The organism is Glaciecola sp. SC05 (assembly GCF_041380235.1).
In the GTDB taxonomy this organism is placed as follows: Bacteria; Pseudomonadota; Gammaproteobacteria; order Enterobacterales; family Alteromonadaceae; genus Glaciecola.
Map to the genome: position 1 here is coordinate 98131 of NZ_JBGIYY010000012.1, position 22820 is coordinate 120950.

The 22820-nt window shown below is 37.5% G+C and carries 18 protein-coding genes; 7 read left to right on the forward strand and 11 right to left on the reverse strand.

The window, feature by feature from the left end; translation table 11 throughout:
- Nucleotides 1–10 precede the first annotated feature (10 nt).
- From AB9H30_RS12265 to AB9H30_RS12280, 4 genes are all read right to left on the reverse strand, one after another.
- A complete protein-coding gene (locus AB9H30_RS12265) occupies nt 11–1432 on the reverse strand; it encodes an O-antigen ligase family protein (protein ID WP_371194960.1) in 1422 nt (473 codons plus the stop codon).
- A 70-nt stretch (nt 1433–1502) separates the two neighbouring features.
- Nucleotides 1503–2117, reverse strand: coding sequence for a hypothetical protein (locus AB9H30_RS12270; protein WP_371194961.1), 615 nt, complete (start codon nt 2115–2117; stop codon nt 1503–1505).
- 91 nt (nt 2118–2208) lie between these two features.
- Nucleotides 2209–4158: an EAL domain-containing protein gene (locus AB9H30_RS12275; protein WP_371194962.1), complete on the reverse strand. Its 1950-nt coding sequence runs from the start codon at nt 4156–4158 to the stop codon at nt 2209–2211.
- Between the two features lie 51 nt (nt 4159–4209).
- Nucleotides 4210–4854 carry a transglutaminase-like cysteine peptidase gene (locus AB9H30_RS12280; RefSeq protein WP_371195018.1) on the reverse strand — a complete coding sequence of 215 codons (645 nt, stop codon included), beginning with the start codon at nt 4852–4854 and terminating at the stop codon, nt 4210–4212.
- A gap of 221 nt (nt 4855–5075) precedes the next feature.
- Between AB9H30_RS12280 and AB9H30_RS12285 the strand changes: the two genes are divergently transcribed.
- The 3 genes from AB9H30_RS12285 to AB9H30_RS12295 all read left to right on the forward strand — a co-directional run bounded on the left by AB9H30_RS12285 (nt 5076) and on the right by AB9H30_RS12295 (nt 8558).
- Complete coding sequence (locus tag AB9H30_RS12285) at nt 5076–5969, forward strand: glycosyltransferase (protein ID WP_371194963.1); 894 nt, start codon at nt 5076–5078, stop codon at nt 5967–5969.
- Between the two features lie 204 nt (nt 5970–6173).
- On the forward strand, nt 6174–7385 hold the full coding sequence (locus tag AB9H30_RS12290; protein WP_371194964.1) for a glycosyltransferase family 4 protein: 1212 nt from the start codon (nt 6174–6176) through the stop codon (nt 7383–7385).
- A complete protein-coding gene (locus tag AB9H30_RS12295) occupies nt 7386–8558 on the forward strand; it encodes a glycosyltransferase family 2 protein (RefSeq protein ID WP_371194965.1) in 1173 nt (390 codons plus the stop codon).
- Between the two features lie 10 nt (nt 8559–8568).
- Here the strand turns inward: AB9H30_RS12295 and AB9H30_RS12300 are convergent, their stop codons facing one another.
- Nucleotides 8569–9279, reverse strand: coding sequence for a WecB/TagA/CpsF family glycosyltransferase (locus tag AB9H30_RS12300; RefSeq protein ID WP_371194966.1), 711 nt, complete (start codon nt 9277–9279; stop codon nt 8569–8571).
- Between the two features lie 491 nt (nt 9280–9770).
- On the opposite strand from AB9H30_RS12300, the gene AB9H30_RS12305 reads away from it, so the two are divergent.
- Both AB9H30_RS12305 and AB9H30_RS12310 read left to right on the forward strand, forming a co-directional pair.
- The gene (locus AB9H30_RS12305) at nt 9771–10796 is read left to right on the forward strand and encodes an O-antigen ligase family protein (RefSeq protein ID WP_371194967.1); all 1026 of its coding nucleotides are present in this window, start codon (nt 9771–9773) and stop codon (nt 10794–10796) included.
- Between the two features lie 188 nt (nt 10797–10984).
- The gene (locus AB9H30_RS12310) at nt 10985–12151 is read left to right on the forward strand and encodes a polysaccharide pyruvyl transferase family protein (RefSeq protein WP_371194968.1); all 1167 of its coding nucleotides are present in this window, start codon (nt 10985–10987) and stop codon (nt 12149–12151) included.
- Nucleotides 12152–12200: 49 nt separating this feature from the next.
- On the opposite strand, the gene AB9H30_RS12315 is transcribed toward AB9H30_RS12310, so the two are convergent.
- A complete protein-coding gene (locus AB9H30_RS12315; protein ID WP_371194969.1) occupies nt 12201–14096 on the reverse strand; it encodes an acyltransferase family protein in 1896 nt (631 codons plus the stop codon).
- Between the two features lie 400 nt (nt 14097–14496).
- Between AB9H30_RS12315 and AB9H30_RS12320 the strand changes: the two genes are divergently transcribed.
- Nucleotides 14497–15291 (forward strand): hypothetical protein, encoded by a 795-nt coding sequence (locus AB9H30_RS12320; protein ID WP_371194970.1) that lies wholly within the window; start codon nt 14497–14499, stop codon nt 15289–15291.
- Nucleotides 15292–15337: 46 nt separating this feature from the next.
- Here AB9H30_RS12320 and AB9H30_RS12325 read toward each other — a convergent pair whose 3' ends face one another.
- The 5 genes from AB9H30_RS12325 to AB9H30_RS12345 are packed head-to-tail and all read right to left on the reverse strand — an operon-like array spanning nt 15338 to nt 21730.
- Nucleotides 15338–16153, reverse strand: coding sequence for a Stf0 family sulfotransferase (locus AB9H30_RS12325; protein ID WP_371194971.1), 816 nt, complete (start codon nt 16151–16153; stop codon nt 15338–15340).
- Nucleotides 16150–17115, reverse strand: coding sequence for a glycosyltransferase family 2 protein (locus tag AB9H30_RS12330; RefSeq protein WP_371194972.1), 966 nt, complete (start codon nt 17113–17115; stop codon nt 16150–16152). Before AB9H30_RS12330 ends, AB9H30_RS12325 begins: the two co-directional genes overlap by 4 nt.
- On the reverse strand, nt 17112–18122 hold the full coding sequence (locus AB9H30_RS12335) for a polysaccharide pyruvyl transferase family protein (protein WP_371194973.1): 1011 nt from the start codon (nt 18120–18122) through the stop codon (nt 17112–17114). Before AB9H30_RS12335 ends, AB9H30_RS12330 begins: the two co-directional genes overlap by 4 nt.
- Nucleotides 18119–19576: a polysaccharide biosynthesis C-terminal domain-containing protein gene (locus AB9H30_RS12340; RefSeq protein ID WP_371194974.1), complete on the reverse strand. Its 1458-nt coding sequence runs from the start codon at nt 19574–19576 to the stop codon at nt 18119–18121. The genes AB9H30_RS12335 and AB9H30_RS12340 overlap by 4 nt, the downstream gene beginning before the upstream one ends.
- Nucleotides 19577–19612: 36 nt before the next feature.
- Nucleotides 19613–21730 carry a hypothetical protein gene (locus tag AB9H30_RS12345; RefSeq protein ID WP_371194975.1) on the reverse strand — a complete coding sequence of 706 codons (2118 nt, stop codon included), beginning with the start codon at nt 21728–21730 and terminating at the stop codon, nt 19613–19615.
- 265 nt (nt 21731–21995) lie between these two features.
- Between AB9H30_RS12345 and AB9H30_RS12350 the strand changes: the two genes are divergently transcribed.
- A complete protein-coding gene (locus tag AB9H30_RS12350) occupies nt 21996–22562 on the forward strand; it encodes a hypothetical protein (protein WP_371194976.1) in 567 nt (188 codons plus the stop codon).
- The last annotated feature ends 258 nt before the right edge of the window (nt 22563–22820 follow it).

The window sequence follows — 22820 nt, forward strand, 5'->3', positions numbered from 1 at the left end:
GCCAATCGCTTTAAAAGCGATTTTCACGTTCTTTGTTTGTTGATTTAATACGCCTAATTTTAAGACCGTTAGCCACCATTGCCAATCCAATAAAGACTACAAAATAACTAGCATTAGCAAATCCTTGCAATGGAAAGTCTACAGTCATATGCATACTCATACCAAGAACTGCCATTGCTACAGCGAAAGATGCACCTTTAAAAATTGAGTTTTTGCGCATGTACATTGCTCTCAGTGCTTTGTAGAGCGTAAATAAAAGAATAATAAATAAGATGAAAACACCGCTTACACCAAATTCAATTGTAAATTGCAAAAAATCATTATGCGCATGATCATAAAAGTCAAAAACCTCAAGCTTCTGATAGCTAGGGAAAATACTGTAGAAACTACCTCCGCCAGAGCCAAATAATGGGAAGTCAGCAATAATTGGAAACGCATCTTGAACCACCTCATCTCGAGTCTCATCTGACAAGGTCGTTTGTTCTAGCCTTTCTTTTACACGAGCAAGACCAAAGTAGGCACTTACAATAAATAGATCTACAATGAACATACTTACGACAAATATAAATAGACCAGTGCTTCTGTTACGTATCAGTATCAATGATATTAAACCGACAATGGCTACAGACACAAAAAAGGCGGCGTTTCCCATTCGTGAACGAGACATTACTAGACCTATGACCATAACCGCTAAACATATACGAATTATGGCTTTGCTGCTTAGCAGACTAGATGCTATCGAACGTAACTTGTCCTTTGGTGACATCATCTTGTCTTTTTCTAAGGATGTTACAATTAGGCCAATCCCAGCACACAAACAAAGCATTAAAAAGTTGGCGTAATGATTTTTATAAACAAAGCTGCCGGTTGCAAATTCCTTTACTTCGAATCCAAAAACCAAGCTTTCCGTTGCTCCTAAAAGTATTTCCAAAGATCCATACAAGGCTTGAAAAGTGCCGCTGGCTAGCATTGTTAAAAGTAGTAACTTAATACGAGTTTCACTGTTAATAAGCTGCATTGTCAATAAAAGCAAACAAAATAGGCTAAGTAGTTTTATAAAGCTAATCATGCTTTGACCATGATCTATTGACAAATAAAATGTTTCAGCACCTGCAAGCCTATAAAGTTCGCTCGATGATGGGGAGAATATGTCTATTAGGACAACAGGTAGTGGGGTAATTTGAAGTAATGCAATAACGATAAATACAATCCATAGTAGAACCATACTTTTATAACGATGCACACCCGCATCTTTAGTTTCTCTTAGTTTAAATGTTGTAAAGAAGGTTAGAGCAAAGATTGCTATTTGGAAAAAACTCCATGCCCAAGGTCTATTGGAGCCCAGTGGAATAGGAAGCAAAAATAGAATTGCCAAAAAGATATAAAATGGAACCGACAAATGCTTCTCGGTAAAGTTACGAATTGTTCTCACTGATAGTTTCTTATAATTATATTAGTCATTAAAAAAGCCCCAATTGAGGGGCTTGGTAACTAATTTCAAGCTAGTTGGTGGAGGCTGTTGTGTCACCACCACCTGATCCACCAGCACCGATTCCCGCGCCAAGTGGGGCTATTGTAGCAGTGACTGGGCCAGCTGCAGTAATATTTCCAGTAGCAGTAGCGTCAACAAATGAACTAGGATCTGCCCCTGCTTGAAGCATAGCAACTAGGAGGTCGTCGTTTTCCATTACCCCTGTGAGTGAAGCTCCATCATAAATGTCTTGCGCATAATCCGGATAAAGAACGACTCCGAGCGTTATAGTATGGACTACCATTTCAGGTCTTGCTTCGATGAGGCGTTTGGTAACTTCAATCAAACTGTTGCTTTGAGTCATTTCTACATAAAACGCATTTGCATGTTCCACATCAAACGCAACTGCCTGCTTCGCTTCACCACCTAAAATAGTATTGTCATCTTCAAGTGAGATATCAATTGCTCGAGCGATTGCTGCTTCATCGCCGCCGGTATATATGATGATGATTTGGTCGTGTAGACGATTTCCGGGTTGCTCTTCGTCTCCAAACAAGTTTGATGTGAATGCTATTTGCGCTGTTGCAGTGCTAACTAAAGCAAACATGCCAACAACGGAGCATAATATAAAGCGGCGCAAATTCATGATGTATCCTTTTCTAATTTGCCTGAACATACAGCGTCAGGCCGGTGGTTATTTTACGTTTTGTTCAATAGTTAATCAACTTATGATTTGCCTATTCTTCAGTTGGTGTTTTTATTGACTCTGGAGGTGCGATGAAATATCCCTGCACACCGTCTATACCGTGTTCTAACAGCCACGTTTGTTCAGCTTGGGATTCGATTTTTTCGGCGATAATCCTAATATCTAATCCGTGCGCGATGTTAATCAGTGATTTTACAAACAATTGATTGTCGGTTTCGGTGTGAATACTCTTAGTAAAACGTCCGTCAACTTTTAAATAGTCAGGCATTATCTGGCGGATATGGGCAATTCCAGCTAGTTGGGCACCAAAGTGCTCTACACAAATGGCCATTCCGTAAGACTTAGCGGTTTTAGTCAGCTCTTCAAGTGAGTCAACATCGTGTACAAGCGCCCGCTCAGGGATTTCTAATACGATATTAGGGCACGTTGAGCGATACACATTTAGTTTTTCAATAAACCAAGCAATAAACGCTTTATCAAACAGCGATATTCTGCTGATATTTACACCTACTTTTTCATTTAGTTGAGACGCCAATATAAACATATTTTGAATAATCAGTTTGTCGAGCTGCTGTGCATAGTCTAAACGCATAGACGCTGGTAAAAGCTGCGCCATTGGGACTAATTCTTTTGTTTGACTGTCAGTTAAGCGAGCAAACCATTCTGAATATATGACGTTGTTAGCTTTGCTTTTTATTGGCTGAGCAACAAAGTCAGCTTTGCCATATTTAATAATATCGTTGAGCTTGTCGCGCCACTCATGATTAGAGTGGGACATGGTCAAGTTACTACGCAGTTGCCAGCGGCTGTCGGAGTTCGTTGCCGTCATTAGTGCAGAGTCTGCTTGTTCCATTAGGTCTTTGAAAGAGTCTGAACAACTAAACGAGCTACCGCCAACATGCGCTGCGCCCTCTCGGTGTTCATTTTTTTCTAATCTTTTGGTGTAAATAGCGAGCAGTTGAGCCATTGCTTTTGCATGACTTTCTCTAATGTTTTCAATAATCAGTGCAAAATCGCCACCGTTAACTCGGTAAATCGCAAAGTGGTCATATTCTGCTGCTGCGGCCTCTTTTATTGCTTGACAAATAGACTTTAAATACTTGTCTCCAGCATCACCTCCAAACTCGGTGTGAATGGTTTTAAGGCTGCTAGCGCGCACTAAAAACAAGTAGCCTTCAGACTGTTCGTCGGTGTCGTTGAGCAAACCATTTATCGCCAGTTCAAATGCCCGACGATTGCCTACTCCGGTAACGAAATCAGCGTAGGCAAAGCGACGATACTCTTCTGATTGGTTGGTCATTTTTTTGAACATAATAAACAGCTTTTCAGACATGCTGTTGATGGCATTTACAAAACGATACAGTTCTTTCGTTGTGGGAATGTCTTGAATTTGCTCAAACTGTTTTTGACTAATGGCGTCGGCCTGATCAATAACTTTGTTGATTGGCTGGGATATGACCTTTTTGACCAAATACCAAACGAATATCATCGCGATAAATAAGCCGCACAGCGTAACAAGCAAGCTGTGAATGGCATTTTGCCACAGCTGGTTGTAGCCAAAACCTGGATTACTGGTCACTTTTAAGGAACCTTTAATATTCCAACCGTCATTCACCTCAGAGCTCGCTTGAGGTACCGTAATCTTAAACTTTGATGTGAACCATTCTGGAATGTCGGTTTGCATATCACGTTGTGATTTTTCGAAAATTAGTTTCCCAGTTTCGTCAAAAAGCGCAATAGAGCGATAGTATCCACGGTCAAATATTGCATTAACCATGGTTTCAATGATGGGTAAGTCTTCTTCAGATCCAATATATGGGACGATTGACAGGCCCAAAGAGGTTGCCGTGTCTTGAGCATGAGAATTAAGCTGTTGCTCTAAAAAATGTCGAGTATTTTGGGTGTTTATCCACAGGGTGCCTACGAACACTAGCAATAAAACAAAGAAAAACCCTAATCCGAGCTGTTTAGATAACGACATCTTGGTTGTTCCTCTGTTGTTTAATAACCTTGTATAACATAAGTTTACTCATTAAAAGCCCTGCTGCATTCTATCATTTAAGTCTTGCCATAATGCGTTATTATTTTGACCTTGCATTTGTCGACCGCGCCCCTGCGATTTTGCTAACCACAAGCCTTCGCCGTTAAAGCTATAAACCGGGATTAAGTCTCGTCGCTGCGAGGCCGGTAATATGCGCTTGTTGATGTTGTCGAGCACAAGTGGAACTGCACTAGGAGTTTCGTAGTACGCCAATACCATGTGCGCCTGCCTAGGCCTTGTGGCGGTTACATACATAAGCCTCAACTTTTCAGTTGGCACGCCAAGCTCTCTCAATGAAAAGTACTTAGCAATACTGAAATCTTCACAGTCGCCGCCGTCGGTGGCGATAAATTCTATAGGCGTCGCCCAATAATCATTAACACCCCAATGTTTTATATCGTCTACAAACTCAATTCTATTAAAAAACTGGTTTACTTCAAAAAGCTGGTCTTCTACTGAGCTGTTTCGATTTTCGGCCATCAGCCTTTGCCAGTCGCGCACGCGCTCTTCTGCTCGTTTGTCGTAGCGCTGCGCTACACTCTCAAATAATTTGCTACTAAATAAAATACTAGAAAATGCAGATGGCAATCCAAGTGTTAGCATTAATAAAAGTGCAAATGTTAGAAATCGGCGCATCAACATATTAAAAGCAAAGGCTCTAAAATTAGGTTTATTCAAAGGTAATCGCGCTTTAGAGCGGAAACCTTAACTAAATCTTGTAAAATAGCTCGTTTTTTATCGTTGAAATGGATTTATTTCGATACATAGGTATTTTGAAAGTTAATAAGTGATTCTTTGAATTATCCTTGGTATTGTTTAAATAACATTTAATTTAGTTTTTTTAACGGCGTTTAAATTTGGCTACTCTTAAATTCACTCAATCTTCTTACAACCCGTTAGTAACAGTGTACATCACAACATTTAATCGACTCGCATTGCTGAAGCGAGCTATTCAGTCAGTGAAAAATCAGACATATCAGAATATTGAGTTAATCATTGCTGATGATGGCTCTTCAGATGGTACTCAAGAATATTTGAAAGGTGAGGCGGCCATTTCTAATTTGATTGCATTTTGCAATGAAGGGGACGCTAAAGGTGCATGTTTTGGGCGTAATAGAGCTATTGAGAAAGCTAACGGAATTTTTATTACCGGACTTGACGATGATGATTATTTTGAACCATGGAGAATTGAGTCTTTTGTGTCATCTTGGCAAAGGTTGACAGCTGAGGGTATCAATTATGCAGGTCTGTTTGACAGCGTCGTGGAGCATAGAAAGTATGCTAAGGTCCGATGTTATGAAACAGCCAAAGTTTCTATTCGTGCTTTACGAAGAGCGAATGTAGTCGGTAACCAAGTATTTACTACTGCTGCTAACCTTAGAGAAATCAATGGCTTTGATGAGTTGATGCCGGCTCTTCAAGACTGGGATACATGGATTAGACTCACTCAAGCAAAGGGGGATTTGTTGAATATAAATACATTTTCGTATGTTCAAATTCATGACCATGGAGGCAACAGAATTTCTGAAAAACCAGCCTCAAAAATTAGATTTGCCTTCGAGCGACTTCAAAGCAAACTAGCGCCAATGAGTTTTTCCGAAAAAGCTGCTTTGATGCAAACAATGTATAGTTATCCACAAATCAATAATCTGTTTAGTGAGATATTACTAATTTGTTTGGGGGGCTACTTCCGAAAATGCGCTCAAATTATTAACCGTACATATTTCAAAAAAAACAAGCAACATAACTAGCGATTACTGGTCGTGAAAGCTCTTTTATCGCTCAAGCGCCTCTAACAGAAAAAATAAACTTTATTTATGATTTTTTAGCGGAAGTCTGTAAGCTTGCATTTATATTGCGCAAATGTTTTAACTATTGGCTAAGTCAATGTTTGTAATGTAAATTTTGTTCGAGCATTCATTGTTAACGTTCACCTGAGATTCTAGCGACATCAAATGAAAATACTTTATTTAATAAATCAATACCCGAAAGTAAGTCACACATTTATTAGGCGTGAAATACAAGCCCTAGAAAAGCATGGTGTTGAGGTTAAGAGAGTTGCGATGCGTTCCGACGATTTCAATGAAATGAGCGATATAGATAAAGCTGAATACAAAAAAACGTTTTACGTTCTTAAGGTCGCACCCGTCGCATTATTAAAGCAACTTATTAGTACCGTAATTTCTAAGCCGGCCACCTTTTGGGTTGTTTTAAAAATAATGTTTAAAATGTACAGACAGTCCAATCAATCTTTAATTAAGCACATAATTTATATTGTTGAGAGTTGTAACGTTGCGAACTACTGCAATCAACATGGTATCACCCACATCCACGCTCATTTTGGTACAAATCCTGCTGAAGTTGCCATGTATACAGGCTTGCTCACAAGTATTCCATATAGCTTTACGGTGCATGGACCTGAAGAGTTTGATAAACCAATCACCCTAAATTTACATGAAAAAATAAAGCACGCAAATGCGGTATTTGCAATTACACACTTTTGCAAATCGCAGTTGTGTCGCTGGGCGAGATTTGAGGATTGGAATAAAATAAAACTTGTCCATTGTGGATTGGAACCCTCGTTTTTTGACGATACTATTGCAGCTAAAGACTCCCGAACAAAGCATTTGAATTTTTTATGCATTGGCAGACTTTGCGAGCAAAAGGGGCAGTTGTTACTACTACAGGCTTTTAACAATTTCGTAAAACAGGGTAATCCGGCCTACCTCACATTTGCCGGAGATGGAGAAATGCGAGACCAAGTCGCGGCATACGTTAGTCAGCACGGCCTCGATAAAAATGTAGCTATCACAGGCTGGGTAGATTCTAACGAGATTCAATCGTTATTAAAATCAAGTGATGCGATGGTGCTGCCAAGTTTTGCTGAAGGTCTCCCTGTTGCAATAATGGAAGCTATGGCTATGGGTGTGGCGGTGATTAGTACCTCTATCGCGGGTATACCTGAGTTGATAGTGCATAGACAGACAGGTTTACTTATTTGTGCTGGCTCTCAAGTTGCCATTGAGAAAGCGCTTCTAGAGTTTAGTCAACTGAGCAGTATTGAAATCGTTGATATGAAACAAAGGGCCTTTAATGCGGTTAGTACTCATCATAACATTGAAACAGAAGCTGCAAAAATTATAAAAATCCTCAAAGGGGCAGTTTAGATGTCCATATTTTTAGCCGGACTATTTTGTTTAATTTCATTTGTGTCGTTATTTTTTACAGCCCAACTACTCCTCGGGCAGATTAGTTCGAAGCGTTGTTGTAGCAAAAAAATATCAAGAGAAAAAGCGGCCATCATTATTCCTGCACATAATGAAGAAATGGGCATTGAAGCTACGCTGCGGGGGATTCTGACTAAGACAAAAGCGGATGACTTGGTCGTGGTGGTTGCAGACAATTGCAATGATAAGACTGCTGAGCTTGCTCGCTCTATGGGAGTGATGGTTGTTGAGCGTTTTAACACCAGCGAGGTTGGCAAAGGGCACGCATTACAGGCAGGTATAAATCATATAGAAGCCTTAGGAAATGAATGGCCGACTATTGTCGTGATGGATGCGGACTGCACTTTTGAAAGTGATGCTCTTGATGTTTTAGTCAGCGATTCGCAGTCCAAGCAGAGTGTTTCACAAGCTCTTTATTTAATGAAATCACCCAATAAACAGAATGTAAAGTTGAATATAAGCGAATTTACTTGGCTGATTAAAAATTGGATTCGGCCTTTAGGACAGAAACGCATGGGCATTAGTTGTCATCTGCAGGGTTCAGGTATGGCTTTTCCAAAACACATTTTCGCGAAGTATTCGTTAGCGTCGTCAAATATTGTAGAAGATTTAGAGTTAGGTTTGAACTTGGTAAATGGTGGTGAAGCTATTTTGTTTAATCCTGCAGCTGTGGTGATAAGTTACTTTCCTGAAAACGAAGAAGGTTTAGATATACAAAGAAAGCGTTGGGAACACGGACACTTTTCTATAATATCGCGCACGCCAAAAGTGTTACTAAAAGCAATAATGACCATGAACTATCGATTGTTTATGCAGGCACTAGACGCTGCAATTCCACCAACGGTTTTGTGGGGGGTGGTTTTGATGGCGACTACTCTAACTGCCGCAATAGCTAGTATTTGGATATCAAGCATTTGGTTTTATATATTGGTGTTAAGTGTATTTGCATTAGTTGTTGGACTTGCTATCAGTTGGTTTAATTTCGGACGCGAAATATTGTCTTTTAGGCAATTAAAAGGAATGCCGTTATTCGTATTAAGCAAATTCAGCATATATTCCAGCTTTTTTACTAATCGCCAAAAAAAATGGGTGCGCACTAAAAGAGACGATTAAGTTTAAGCGCTCACTCTGCCGCCTTGTGTTTAAGCAGTTTCATAATAAATATTGGTATGCCAAGTACGTACCGTTTGAATAAGCGCTTTGGTTCATTTGTTAAGCGGTAAAGCCATTCAAGACCGTTGTTGCGGAAAAAAGTAGGCGCTCGGTCAAAACGATTTGCCATAAAGTCAAATATGGCGCCTCCATTGATAATGAGAAGAGGCGAAGCGTAGTTTGATTTTAGGAACATTGAAAATGCTTCTTGTTTCGGCATGCCCATGCCTAATATCAATATTCGAGGCTGGTGATGCTCTACGAACTCGCTCATTTTTTGGGTAGTCTGAAATCCGTCTAGATAGTCGACAACATTTATGCCTTTATCTCTGCAAATAGCCGTTGCTTGCTCAATATAAGGCGATTCTGTTCCGATGAAGCAAATATTATTATTTTTGAAAGCGTTGAGTATAATAGGAATTAAGTCAGTGCCGTTAGCATTATAACCAGCGGGTTTGTTATAAGCTTTTAATAATATTTTTGCGCCAACGCCATCTCTGAAAAGTACGTCTGAATTCAGTAAACTGTGTTTAAAAGCGTCCGAATTGTCCGCCATATTGTAGGCATGCGCATTGATAAATGAAACAACGTTTACCTTTGGGTAGCTCATTAAGGAAGAAATTTCATCCAATGCCGACTCTTGGGTGTCAACATGTTGAATTTTGGTCACAATATCTATCATTATTTTAGGGTCCTCATGATGTTGACTCAATTGATCATGCATAAGCTAGAGGATAGCCATTTTTTGGACCTAAATCACTTTTTCTATTTCAATGAGTTTCTCATTCGCAATACCTGAACATTAATTTATGCAAAATAATGTTTAGCGATGGTTCGTGAAAGCAGACTTAGACGGTATACTCTCAATATCGTTACAATACATATAAACCTTTTTATAAGAGAAAGATATAAATGACTCATAAATGTTTTACGCTAGACTCCTGTGTTTTGTCAGCATGCAAAGGGCCATAAGTTTTCATCAATATGTCTAAATTGCCACGCCTATATTTTTACAGCCCATTGTTATTATTAGTGATTCTCGCTAGACCCTCTCTTGACCCAATATTTGATTTATTTAAAGTTGGTGGCATGGGTTTTGGTGCAATTGTTAATTTATTTATGCTGTATGTGTTATTCGCTATATTAAGTCATGAGCGGTTTAAGCTAAACAAAATGATGATGGCGTGGCTTCCATTAATTTTGATAATGGGCTTCTCTCTCTTATATACACCCTATTTAATGCAGGGCCTGCGCAGTTTATTAGTAGTTATAACTTATGTTGCGGTATTTCTTATCCCTTTCCATTTTATAAAATCTGATCAGCATTTTATTGAGTGCTTAAAAGTCATCGTTTATTCGTCTTTTATTCCCTTAGTAGCAGTTTTTTATGAGTTTGCTTTTCCCGCTGGTAGTACCAACATAAATGGGTTCCGATTGTTTTCAACGTTTAACCACCCAAATGTATTTGCTTTTTATTTAGTAACGGTGGTCAGCGTGTGTTTTTTTGCTATAAAAAGCGATTTATTCGCTCGAGAAGGTAAGTTTCGTCAACAGTGTTGGCTGATTTTATTATTTAGCTTGGTTTGTATATTAGGAACAAAAACGCGCTCTGCTTGGGCGGTTTGTGCGTTACTTATTTTGGTTTATGGTATTTTTCAGGAAAAGCGCTATCTGCTTTATTTAGTATTCGGAGCGACTGTCGCGTTGATGATACCTAGTATTCAGGATAGAGTTTTGGACATCTTCCAAGGCAATGACCCCGATGCACTTCTCAATGATTATGAGGCTTTGAATTCATATGCTTGGCGTAAAGTGATATGGGGCGGCGCTATAATTAAGTTTTGGGAGCAGCCAATTCTCGGGTTCGGATACGAAAGCTTTACTTATTATTCTAGCGCCTTTTTTATTATTGAAAGCGATACGGGAGCCGGTGCACATAACACCTATGTTCAATTGTTATTCGAACTTGGACTCGTAGGTTTTTTTGCGTTTTTATGGTTACTAGTACCCTTACTAAAAAAACTTTGGGAATTAAGAAATAAGGCCTCAGAAAACATAATTGTATTTGCACTATTCGTTGCTTATTGTTTAATTCATTATTCAGATAATGTATTCGATTACCTAGTGTTTAATTGGTATTTTTGGTTCTTTATAGGTGCTTTTCTTGCCCGCAATAAACTAGATGTTCAAGCAAACTAGTTTGCAGCATAGTATTCACTTCGAAAAAACATATACATCAATAACATTTCAGTTCTTTATATCTTTATGGCATAAAACGTTGCACCGAAAACCTAAAAGGTATAATAATTCATAAAGCAATATGTATTTTTCTCTTAGAATTACTCCACAATTTGAGTAACTAGTGTAGAAAAATACATCAGGAAGATATGAAAGTACCTTTTCATATTAAAATCAACGAGGGAACGACTATTAACATAATTTTTTTTGAGACATTTACACAGTTTGAAAACTCAGGTGATGAGTTAATTAACTTGGCATTAATAAACTTAATTCGGCCACATGGGCAAGTGATTCTGAATGATAGAAACAGCCCAGACTGGTATCTTCATCGCTTAAAGGCAGAAAACGATATTTTATATTCAAAGAAATATGGTGCGAGCGGGTTCTATTTTGGAATTTTAAAACACCAAATTGCAAATAGACTTAAGAAGTCGGATACAAATACATTCTTGCTATTACCCCCTGGTCACTTTAGTAGGAAAGGCAAGCGAGTTGCTGCGAAAACTTTAGAGTTATATCTTAAATTACAATTGTTAAACTGGTTTGGAGTAAAAATTGTTCGGCTGGGTTTTTCGATTGGGCCATTTGATAACGCTAATGTTTTGGCGGAAAAATTCGGCAGTAAAGCGTTCAAATTTTACGGTGTTAGAGATACTGTTACGCTTGATTACGCTAAGAAAATTGGAATCGATAATTGTGACTATTTTCCTGATATGGCTTGGGCGCTGAATGTCGCAGAATATCCAAGGAAAAAAGTTAATGAAAATAAAATAGTAGTTTGTTTTCGTTCAAATTCCTACGGTACTGTGCATGACCAAAGTTATTTAACACCTCTAATTTTATGCCTAGAAGCTCTATTGCTAGAATCAGAATTCAAAGATTGTGAGCTTGTTTTTTGCCATCAAGTTGAATTTGATAAGGAGCCATCACGACTTTTGCATGAACATTTTGCAGGAAAACACGTAACAACGTTATTGGATAATCGTTTAGGTATTGCTGATGCCCATGAGCTCTATTCTGAGGCGGCAATGGTCATAAGTAATCGGTTGCATGTGCTTATTTTAGCAGCCCTCGCAGGCACTTTGCCTCTAGCTTTAATTAAACCGAGTCATAACGGCAAAATAACCTCGATTTTCAATGATAACGGACTAGCAGAATGTATAGTAGATTCTGAGAAAAGCACCTTAGAAGTTTGTACAAAAATTGCCGAAGCTTTTGTCAAAAGAGTCAGGCTCCTTGAGCATTTCGAAAATATGAGTAATAAAAACATTCTGAAAATGAAAGCTACTGCAAAAAATATCTTCAGTGATTAAGGTACGATCCTTGAATCGAAATTCGTTTATTATGAAAAATAACGAGGTTCTACTTTTTAGTTTTTATAGTCTTAGAAATATAATCCCAAAAATAAATAGAGCCGAATGCTGATAGGTGGCCTTCGTCGTGAAATAGGCTTTTATTGTCTATTATCGTGGTGCAAACGAATTCGCTATTACATGCTGCGCTAAACGGATTGATGAAAGTAACGTTTGCGTGTTTATTCGAGAAGCTCTCAAGCATGGCATTAACTTCAACTCGTTCATTGTTTTTTTCATTTGATGTTCTTGGACAAGAATCAGCGTTAAAGCCCTTCATACATTTATATACAGCTGAACTTGGCGCCGGAACTTGCCCAACAATAAAGACTTTTCTGGAAGAGCCGATGTATTCCAGTAGCGCATCTAGCTGATTTTCCAATATTAGATAATAGTTAGATCTTTTCGGTTCAATTATGCATGGCTCTTTGACACAAATCATATCTCTAAGTTGCCATTGGTGAGCTAGTATCAATGGTTTGTCTTGGTATACATCTATATTTTTATAGTTGTTTTCACAGAAACTTTCCCATGTTTTGTTCATATAACTGGCAGAGGGTTTAGTAATGTAGTTTGGAAAGCTCAGACAATAACCTTCCCAAGATAATATTATTTTGTCTTCTTTTCGATTGGTTATGCCGTAGGCATAGTGAGAAAGATTACTATCGCCTATCGCTAAATAGTCAAAGTCGCTTGCGCTTGCGTCATTTAAAAAGTAAGTATTGCCCGCAATTGCATCTTTAAAAGTATTATTCAGTAAATACTTTTGTCCAGAAATAAATGGTTCGATGACCGCTAAGTTACGCCTGAAAATATTATCTTGTAACACGTACAAGCCCGCACCAATTGACACAACTATCGTAAAGCTCAGTAACACATGCTTTGGTTTATAGAGGTTTATTTTATCTGGCCGATTGGTAAATTGTATTTCACAGTATCGGTAACTAATCCACCCAAAAATTAGTGAAACAACAATACCAATCAAGTTAGTCCATTTGGGTAACTCAAAATAATTTAAAAATACGACTACAGGCCAATGCCATAGGTATATAGAGTATGACCATTTACCGATTGTTTGAGCAATGACGTTACCGGTTAGAGTACTGCTTTGATTGTTTGCAATAAGTATTAGAAGTGTTGCTAAAACTGGGAAAAGAGCCATGTAACCTGGCCATGCCATTGATTCTGTTATATAGAAGGCCGAGAGCATGAGTAAAACGATACCGCTGGCTTCAAGAAAACTCCTCATTTTTTGTGATAGCGTTGTAGGTAATTGATAAAAAAATGCTGCTCCGCCAATCAATAACTCCCAAGCTCTTGTTGGCAGTAAAAAGTATGAAGCAGACGGCATGTTGTTTGACACCCATAGACTAAACAGGAAGCCACATAATATCGCAACTATTGTTACGCTTTTAATTGCTTTTATAGATAAAAATTTACTTATTAGCAAAATGGCAATTGGATAAACAAGATAAAACTGCCACTCGACGGAAAGGGACCATGTGTGCAGTAACCAATTATATTTTGATGCATCGTCAAAGTATCCAGATTCTGACCAATAGACGAAATTTGAAATAAAAGTGACGCTGCTTACAGCGTGTTTTGCAAGTGCGCTGGCATCAGCTAAATTTAACAGAATAAAGCCAAAAATAGTGAGTGTGGTGCAAAGAAGGAGCAAGGCTGGGACTATTCTGACGACTCTTGCTACATAGAAGCTAACTAAAGAAAATTTATTTGACTCAATGCCCCTAATAACGATGGATGTCATTAGATAACCTGATATCACAAAAAAGATGTCAACGCCTATAAACCCGCCCGTAAGAAACTCAGGATTGAAGTGGAATAACACAACTATCATTACTGCAAATGCCCGCAATCCCTGTATATCTGTTCTAAACTTACTCATTTTTGCTGTTGGCCTAGTTATAGAAATTATAGCGATCAAGTTTATGAAGTAGTGTCTTCGATTCCCGTTTATGTCGCAATACCTATACGGTACTGCAATAAATATAAATCAAAGTTTATATTCGTTCTCTTATGACTAATTTCTGATCTACGGGAGTGTTACTTTATCAAATTCAATAGTAGCTTCCAATTGACCAATGAATCTCCATCAGTGACATATACACATCCTAGTTGTTCTCAGTATTTCATTCTGAACGTTTACTGGCGATCGCAAAATATTAAAACAATGTAAACTTAACTTCTTTAAAAAATAATTCTAGTTAGCTTGATTAGAATTTATCCAATTAACTTGTAAATTGATGAGCGACTTTTTAGTAAAATTCTGATAGCTTGTTTTGGCCATGAATAAACTAAAATCAGTATTCAACACTCAGTTAAAAAAAATAACGATTAAGTATCCCAAAATCGTATATGTGCATGTTCCTAAGTGCGCAGGCTCTTCAGTTGCGGACTCAATATTGGCCGGCGTTTACCCTAAAATATTGACAAAAACACCTCTTACGACAGGAATAGACATTTTTTCTGCTGCGAAGATTGCAGAACTTATTCAAATCCCAGAGCAAAAAGTAAGACAAGTACAGTTATTGAGTGTTTTGCAAAGCGCAAACAAAATTTTTGTCACCGGTCATTGTAATGTCAACCCTGAAGTTGTCACTGCCTATGGAAGTGATTGGAAGTTTTTGACCGTTCTCAGGGAGCCGGTGCAAAGGTATGTCTCTGAATATGTTTACAATACATATAAGCCTGAGAACTGGAAGAAAAACACACTGCCGATAAGAGAATATATTGAAAGCGAAGTAGGAGTGTCCAGCGGGCTGTGTTTATCATTATACTTCTCAGGTTTGAGTCAAGAGTCGATTTTAAAAAATGAATCCTTTGCTATTCAAAAGTCGATCGATAACTTAAAGAGTTTTTATAGTGTTGGTTTTTTGGATGACCTCAATGGTTGGATAACAAACCTAAATAAGACATTAAATGCTAATATTGAGTTAAAGTTAACAAACCGCTCACCCAGCAGACAGGTGTTTGATGACATAATGGGCGATGTTGATTTGCTGAACCAATTAAAAAGTATATGCAGAGTTGACACTGAAATCTTCAACACAATTAAAAGTATAAGCAACAAAAAACAATGAGCATGGTCAAAAAGCGTTTTAATTACAGAGTTAGAGCAGATGCTAGCTACTTGCCAAACAATACTTTGAGTATGCGCTGCTTTCTTGAATTATCGAGTTCAAATTCTATGTCGATTAGTTCTTTATCTCTTTGATGTTCTTTTAAAAACCGATTAATCCATTCAACATTGAGGTTATTGCTTTGCTGCTTAGTGACAGGTTCAGATATAAGGCTATCTTCTGGCACATCGACTCCAATAAAGTTGCTAATTTTCAAGATTGTGGTTTTTAAATCTTTTTTAAGATCTGAAAAGTCTAAGTCTATGAATTTGCAATTGTGTGTTGTTAACAAGTATTTCCAAGATGCGTTATGTAGCAATGTTCTTTTTAAGCAATAGTGTATTTCGTCGTAGTTATATTTCGGCACGCTGTTCTTAGGGAGTTGGTCAGAAATCCAAATGCCAGTTTGCCTCGCAATTGCCAATGATACGGCTTGATTTATGATGTCTGAGCGTGTCAATAAAATAAAATGTGGATTTTTATACCTTTGGAGCAATCCGTTAATACCACCAAATTCTGCTAAATGTGAATAATGAGTTTTAATTGCGAATACGCCATTCTCTGAAGTTCTGTCCAGTTCTATTTTTCCTAAAGTTTCAAAAAATTTTGTTTCTCCGTATATATCTTTCCATTTTTTCATATTCACGGGATTCGCATATTCGAGTGGAAAGCCAAAATGCTTGCTCTGAAATAACGCATGCCCAAGAAAGTGACTTCCGCTACGGGGCGTTGAGGCGATAATAAGAGTTTTGTGAATTTCGGATTCAGGAAAATTGTGAGCTGGGTCAAACTGATTTTCATACAAATTTATTGAATCTATCATCTTTTGACCCTATTGAACGTAAGTGTACGGAGTAATTTTCTGACTAGTCCCATGCTTATGATTCTAAAACCCTTAAGAGATTTTGCTTGAAATAAGCCCTTTAAATATGATTTTAATCCCTCTACTGGTTTTTTCTCATAAAGCTCGTTGCTATACTTCATACTATACACATCATGAGAGTATCTTAAGGCTCCTAAGACCGCTTCAGAGTAATTGAATCTGCAATACCGAGACTGAGAGTGAATATTCATTTTCAGAGCATACAAATGGCTCCAAAAATGCAAACGTAAATTTCCGGTCAAATTGTTACCATGTATTCTTTTTGTGGTTAAGACTTCATTCAGGATTTTAACAGGTGCATGATTTGAGTATCTCAAAATGAAGTCAAAGTCCTCTGAGTGATTCATTACTGCATTAAAGCCATTGATTTTAAGAGCAAGTTCACGATTGAACATGATGCACGATGCTGTACCTACAAAGTTTTCGTTTATAAACGCGCACTGAAAATCTTCTTTGCTATACTGATACTCTAGTAAATTATAAATACTTGGGCATCTGAAGAATTTTCTATTTTCTTCAACACTGCTATTAAAATAAAAATCACAAAATGAAAAGACGGTTTCATTTTCTGCCCCAGAGTGCAAAAGAATTTGTTTTTTTATTTTATCCGAGGCCCATATATCATCAACATCTAAAAACGCAATGAGTGCGCATGAGCTACATAACAATCCAAAATTTCTAGCGACGGACACACCACTATTCTTTTGTCTGAAAATCTTGATTGGTATCGGTGATGTTTTTGATAGACCAAATGCTAGCTCATAGGAGCGGTCAGTTGAGCCATCGTCAATAATTATAATTTCTTGCACAGAATGAGTTTGGGATATGACTGATTTAATTGCTTCAACTATAAATTGCTCACCATTGAAGACCGGAATTACTGCGCTTATAGAAGGGATCATTGTTTTACCCAATTAGCATATTCGGCAACTTCCGAGAAAGCTTCTTTCGGGAAGTTGGTCGAAACAGGTATTTTCCCTTCAATTTCACCAGTCACACGATACGTATTAAATTCGTAATTATCTGCAAACTGTTTGGTTTTGTCGCTGTAGGAATAAATTATTTGTGGTTTTTCAAATAATGCAGCCAAAACCATAGAATGAAATCTAGTTGAAATCACTAAATCTGATTTAGATATCGTCGATATAACATTATAACCCTCATTTTTTATTATGTTAACCTTATCTCCAAATTCGACTCCAAGTGCACTAATTACATTTGTTATAATTGGTAGATCTTTTACATCCTCAAAGCTTACAAAGTTAATTGTCTTCCCTTGACTAATAAACTTCTGAACTAGCAATTGTATTTCTTTTTTATAGCTTTCGGCACAGATAGCAACGTCACCATCTTTATCGACTTGTGTAATCGAAATCGCCACAGAATTTGTGGATTTTTTATGTGCATAATCTGTAGTGTTCAAACCAATTACAATATCGGGCATTATTTTTAGAAACTTAGTTTTAAGCTCACTTAATAAGTCTTTTGAAAAGGTATCTCTAACGAACCATTTATCAGTATATTTATTGAGAGCGCTCAACAAAGATAAATAATATGTCCTACTTTCAAAAGGGCCTAAGTTAGCGCCTATTATAAAGTTTCTACCACCAAATAATTTGTTCATTTTAAACCAGTCGATTTTTTGTAAGATCATTGATTCTTGTGCTTTGGTTGCACCCATTAATACGCTACCGCCAATAATTGCAAAATCAGATTTCCACTTCCACCTAAAGGCCATTAGTCGGCCTTGTTTGATGAATTTAATTTTTTTAGTAACAAGAGCAGGCGTAATGCTATCCCCTAAAAAGTAGTATTTGTGATAGTCAGTTTTATTTATTATCTCAGCGAACATTAAGTCGTCGCCCAAATTTCTTCGGTTGTACCCATAAATAATTAAGTTTTTATTCATGAACGCCTCTTGCTGAAAAAAATAATACCTGCTGATGCTACCAATAGTCCTTGCAAAATAAAAAAGCTAATTGCGCTAAGGTGCTCGCTATTCAATTCCAGCAACATAACAGCCTCGTAAAGCAGGTATAGACTAAGGGAGCAAATACTTAACGGAATCAATATACTAGCTAAATATTTTAGATAGGAAATATTCAACACATTACACACTATTATTGGTTGAACGAGAACTCTAGACACAAGCATACTAATTAAAACGGAGCCTGCTGCACCCGTGACCCCAAAATGTTGTGTTGCAGGAAACAACAGTGTCAATAGTACAACAACCTCAGTTATGCAAAGCAGCATCAAGGCTTTGTCTTTATCCTTTGAGATTAAAATCGAATTGCATGGCCCTTGGCTATTTGCGAGGCAGAATCCAATAGCTAATAAGTGTAAAATTTCATTTGTATATTTGGGTACATCACCAAGCCAAAGAGTTAAAAACCAGTTGCCAAAACAAACAATGTTCAAGAAAATAATCACGGAAAGCAAAGTTGAACAAACAATGCTAATTAAAAAATTTTTATTTAATTCAGATTCCTCACCTAAGCTTAGACTGCTGAAATATGGGGTCAAGAGGTAGTTGAGTGATGTGGAAATTTCCACATAAATTTCCATTAACCTGCCAGCAATTCTTAAAGGTACAATTAAAATCGGGCCTAATATCAATCCGCAGACAATTATTGCTGCATTATTTCTTGTGTAGCTATTTACCCGTAAAAATAGCAGTTTAGAACCGCGTTTAATAACATAATGCAGAGACTCGCGATTGCACGTTTTTACATCTAGGCTATTTTTTATGCCAGCGCGAATGGATAGTGCTAGCAGAAGGCAAAATTCTGCAACTGACGTGAATGCAAATACTATAGCGACCTCTATGACACCATAGCCTGTCTGTAACAAATATATGATGACCAAGGCCCTTGTAATGTTCACTGTTAGGCGAACGGCGTTTAGGCGACCAATTTTAAAACTGCCGCTCAGATAAGCGTGAAAAGCTCCGGTGTGGAATAAAAAGACAAAATTTACACCCAACAAAAAAATTAATGCGCCAAATGAAATAGAACTCTCAAATTCAATAGTCGATTGTTCGATAAATAACGCAATAACGGCAATAAGCACGAGAAAAAATACTGCGATGATACTCATAGAAAAAAAAGCAGTGGAAAAATAGCTTTTGTTAACCTTCGCATGATCCCCACTGAGCACCGGGACTAACTTAGATATGAGGGAACCTAAACCAAATTCAAATAGAGATATGTGCGCTAAAATTGCAAATATAAGCGTCCAGCTTCCGAAGTCTTTTTCGCCGAAGTGCAAAAGCATTTCTCGAAAAACAATCAGACCTAACAATACTTGAACTAATATATTTATTATGTTGTAAGCGGCACCGGTGACAAGTGTTCTCAGCATATTACTTTGCTACTTCCATGTGATTGAATGAGAAGGTTAACAGGTAACGTCGCGAAGTGCAGTAGACGAAAGAGAAATAAGTCCACCTACCTTCTGTAGAATGAAAATGGTATCTCCAGATTCGTCAAATGTAGCACTAACGACGCCGTTGTGATGCGTTAAAATGCAAGTTACGTCATTCCACGTCTTACCAAAGTCGTTACTTAAGTATGCACCAGAGTTAGATCGTTCACTCCAACTAATTGTGGCAGCAAACATTTCTTGCGGCCTCAGAGGATTAATAGCTAGGGCTTTAAAAGCCGAGCCGTACTCAGACTGGAGTAATACATTATTTCTGCCATTTTCGTGCTTTATAACAACCGAAGTTCGATTTTTTTCGCCTAATAAATACAAGGCGTTGCCGTGTGAGAGCATGTCAAAAGCACAAAATTTGGTATTCATCGCCTCCATTTTACTGGAACTTAGTAAACCCTCGCTGACTTTTAATTTGGTAAGAGTACCGTTACAAGAGGCTACCGCTATGTTGTCTGACACTGTTGATATGGCGTTGTAAAGTTTTTCTTGTCCACGCCAATTTCCGACCTTATTAAATGAAGCACTGTTTTGTTCTAATGGCATTTTTATACTGAATAGGCCTGCGTTTTCACCATCACTGATTACCGACAAGTAATTGCTATTTACTTCAATGCCTCTTACATAGCTTTCTGCCCAAAATGCTTGATTGCTTTTTTTGCTAAAAGGTAAACCAGCGTTTAGAAGTGTAGTCGTTTTTTCGTTAAAATTGTAAACGCCCACAAAGTTCTTTTTCGTATTCCAAGGGCTCAGTGTAAAAAACAAGTTTTCATTATCAGCAGCCATCTGCCATGAATGCCCCGCTAATTCTCCATCGCTTTTGGGGTATATTGAGTTATATTCAATCTTACTTAGCCGATTTTTTACGTTTACTACACCATTGTCCATTGTTGAAACAAATATTTCTTCATTCTTGACTAACAAATCCGTTCCAACAGTATTGACTGCTCCAGCCACATCTTCATTCCACGCTTTACCACCATCTAAAGAATAATATGCGCCCCAATAATCCGTTAAGTAAAGTTCCTGTATGTCAGTTTGTCGAGACGTTAACGATAGCGTGCGAGAAAGCCTGTGGCGCCAGTCTCTATAAGGTAAGGTGGTATCAAATTTAAAAGTTGGCTTGTTTTTTTCAGCAATAAAAACGCCATTCTTTTTGTTTAAAAAAATTATTTTAGCCGACCAGTCTTTTTCGGTGCCTAAAATACAGTCATCTGCTCTAACAGAACAAACAAAACGTTTGATCTTGCCGTTAGTTATGCTGTAAACGGTCTGTTTACTCCGATTAATGGGGTTGAACTCATAAAGGGCATTATTTGTCGCTATCAGCATAGATTCTTCAAACAATTTAAACATTTGAATCTTGGATTCAAAAGTCGCCAAAGTACTCATTTTTTGCGTCGAAATATCAAAGCTATGTAATTCGTTATTTAGTCCGACAAAAAGCCATTTCCCATTGGGGGAGAATAATACTGAGTTAAGATCTGCGGTTTTGTCAAAGCTAATTTCCATCCACTTTTCAGAATCATATAGCTTGCATAACACTTTGTTATTACTGCCTAAAATACATATTGAGTGTTGATCTTTAATATTAAAAGTCACAATGTTTTCAGAAAATTCGTTTCGGCGGGTTTGAATAAGAGGGGACAATCGAATCCAATACATTTTGTCAGATAGTTGATATAGATATTTACTTGTTAATAGAAAGACTTTTCCGTTATCAGTTGCATGCATAGCAGTAACTTCATATTCCCCTAAACCATTGTTAAGGGGAGACCAATCATCAGTGATATTTTTTTTATGCCATACTCCACTAACGTCCGAGCTTAATAGAAACCCATTCCGGACACGCATGTAGTGAGTAAAAGCACCACCACCTCCCCACGAGAGTTGCGTGACTGCTAAATTGGTTGGTAAAGTATTATAACTAATATGCTTCGCTGCAGTTGATACATTCCCTTTATGCGTGAAAAACTGAACGTCAAATTTGTTACCCTTACCAATATTTTGACAAGACGAAAGCAAAACGAACAAGCCGATAAGGCACAATGTCTTTAAGAAAGTAGGTATTTTAATCTTCATGCTTATGAAATAACTTATGCAACATAGTGACGAAGTATACTGCATTCAGATACCTAAATTTATCATATATTCCCAAAAAAATTGATATTCAAAAAATCAGTGCTATTATTGGTCAGTAAGCGGGAAACTACTTTGAATGTGTGTCAGTATATTTTACACATGACAAAGATTGACCAAAAAGATTTTTTGAAAATCAATGACTTGGCAACATGGCACGGATATTTCATACAAACTACACAATCATTGCAGTTATTCAGGAAATATTATGAAAACAATTTTTAAATTTTTATCAGTTGGTTTGTTTTGTGTGGCTTCTTCAGCTAACGCCGCATTGCTCCAGTTGTCTACGTCGCCGGTTCAGAGCTATGGGAACCAGCAAGATAAGTCCAGCAACAATACTGTCAGCGGTAATACTATTGCGTTAAATGGTAATACTTGGTCGAGTATCAGTGGCATGTTTAACATCATTCCTGAGACAACCTTGACGTTTGATTTTATGACTTCGGATTTGGGCGAAATTCATGGTATTGGGTTTGACAATGATTCGACAATTGACCCATCTGCTACATTCCAGCTGGGTGGAGATCAAGTTTGGGGAATTCAAGATTATGTTATCAATCTCCAAGAAAATGTAACTTACTCAGTTACAATAAACGTAGGGCAGTATTACACAGGCATGTTTAATCGTATTTTCTTTGTAAATGATGAAGATAGACGTCGTGCAGTCGCAAACTCTACTTTTAGTAACATTAGCGTAAACAATGTAAGTACACCTTCAGTTGCTGTTTTAATGGCGCTAGCAATCGCCGGGTTCGCGTTTAGAAGAAAGTAATGTAGGGTACAAAGCAATATTTGCGAGCCAGGCCATGAGCCTGGCTTTTTTATGGAATAAATTTTTAGTTGTAAACCTTTCAGCCTTTATGTTTCGTCTTGGTACACTAATTTCTGCTTTTGTGTAAGTAACATATATTTTTCCCTACATCGTACTTATCTTAGACTAATAGATACTTTTTATAAGGTAACTTTGAAATCTAAAAAATTAGCATGATTATTGCTTATGAACTTCAAAACCTGAAGTTATGGTAATTCC

Excerpts from the sequence above, each read along its gene's own strand:
- AB9H30_RS12270 (WP_371194961.1), bottom strand. The coding sequence starts at position 2,117 with ATGAATTTGCGCCGCTTTATATTATGCTCCGTTGTTGGCATGTTTGCT.
- AB9H30_RS12275 (WP_371194962.1), bottom strand. The coding sequence starts at position 4,158 with ATGTCGTTATCTAAACAGCTCGGATTAGGGTTTTTCTTTGTTTTATTG.
- AB9H30_RS12280 (WP_371195018.1), bottom strand. The coding sequence starts at position 4,854 with ATGCGCCGATTTCTAACATTTGCACTTTTATTAATGCTAACACTTGGA.
- AB9H30_RS12290 (WP_371194964.1), top strand. The coding sequence starts at position 6,174 with ATGAAAATACTTTATTTAATAAATCAATACCCGAAAGTAAGTCACACA.
- AB9H30_RS12295 (WP_371194965.1), top strand. The coding sequence starts at position 7,386 with ATGTCCATATTTTTAGCCGGACTATTTTGTTTAATTTCATTTGTGTCG.
- AB9H30_RS12300 (WP_371194966.1), bottom strand. The coding sequence starts at position 9,279 with ATGATAGATATTGTGACCAAAATTCAACATGTTGACACCCAAGAGTCG.
- AB9H30_RS12305 (WP_371194967.1), top strand. The coding sequence starts at position 9,771 with ATGATGATGGCGTGGCTTCCATTAATTTTGATAATGGGCTTCTCTCTC.
- AB9H30_RS12310 (WP_371194968.1), top strand. The coding sequence starts at position 10,985 with ATGAAAGTACCTTTTCATATTAAAATCAACGAGGGAACGACTATTAAC.
- AB9H30_RS12315 (WP_371194969.1), bottom strand. The coding sequence starts at position 14,096 with ATGAGTAAGTTTAGAACAGATATACAGGGATTGCGGGCATTTGCAGTA.
- AB9H30_RS12320 (WP_371194970.1), top strand. The coding sequence starts at position 14,497 with ATGAATAAACTAAAATCAGTATTCAACACTCAGTTAAAAAAAATAACG.
- AB9H30_RS12325 (WP_371194971.1), bottom strand. The coding sequence starts at position 16,153 with ATGATAGATTCAATAAATTTGTATGAAAATCAGTTTGACCCAGCTCAC.
- AB9H30_RS12330 (WP_371194972.1), bottom strand. The coding sequence starts at position 17,115 with ATGATCCCTTCTATAAGCGCAGTAATTCCGGTCTTCAATGGTGAGCAA.
- AB9H30_RS12335 (WP_371194973.1), bottom strand. The coding sequence starts at position 18,122 with ATGAATAAAAACTTAATTATTTATGGGTACAACCGAAGAAATTTGGGC.
- AB9H30_RS12340 (WP_371194974.1), bottom strand. The coding sequence starts at position 19,576 with ATGCTGAGAACACTTGTCACCGGTGCCGCTTACAACATAATAAATATA.
- AB9H30_RS12345 (WP_371194975.1), bottom strand. The coding sequence starts at position 21,730 with ATGAAGATTAAAATACCTACTTTCTTAAAGACATTGTGCCTTATCGGC.
- AB9H30_RS12350 (WP_371194976.1), top strand. The coding sequence starts at position 21,996 with ATGAAAACAATTTTTAAATTTTTATCAGTTGGTTTGTTTTGTGTGGCT.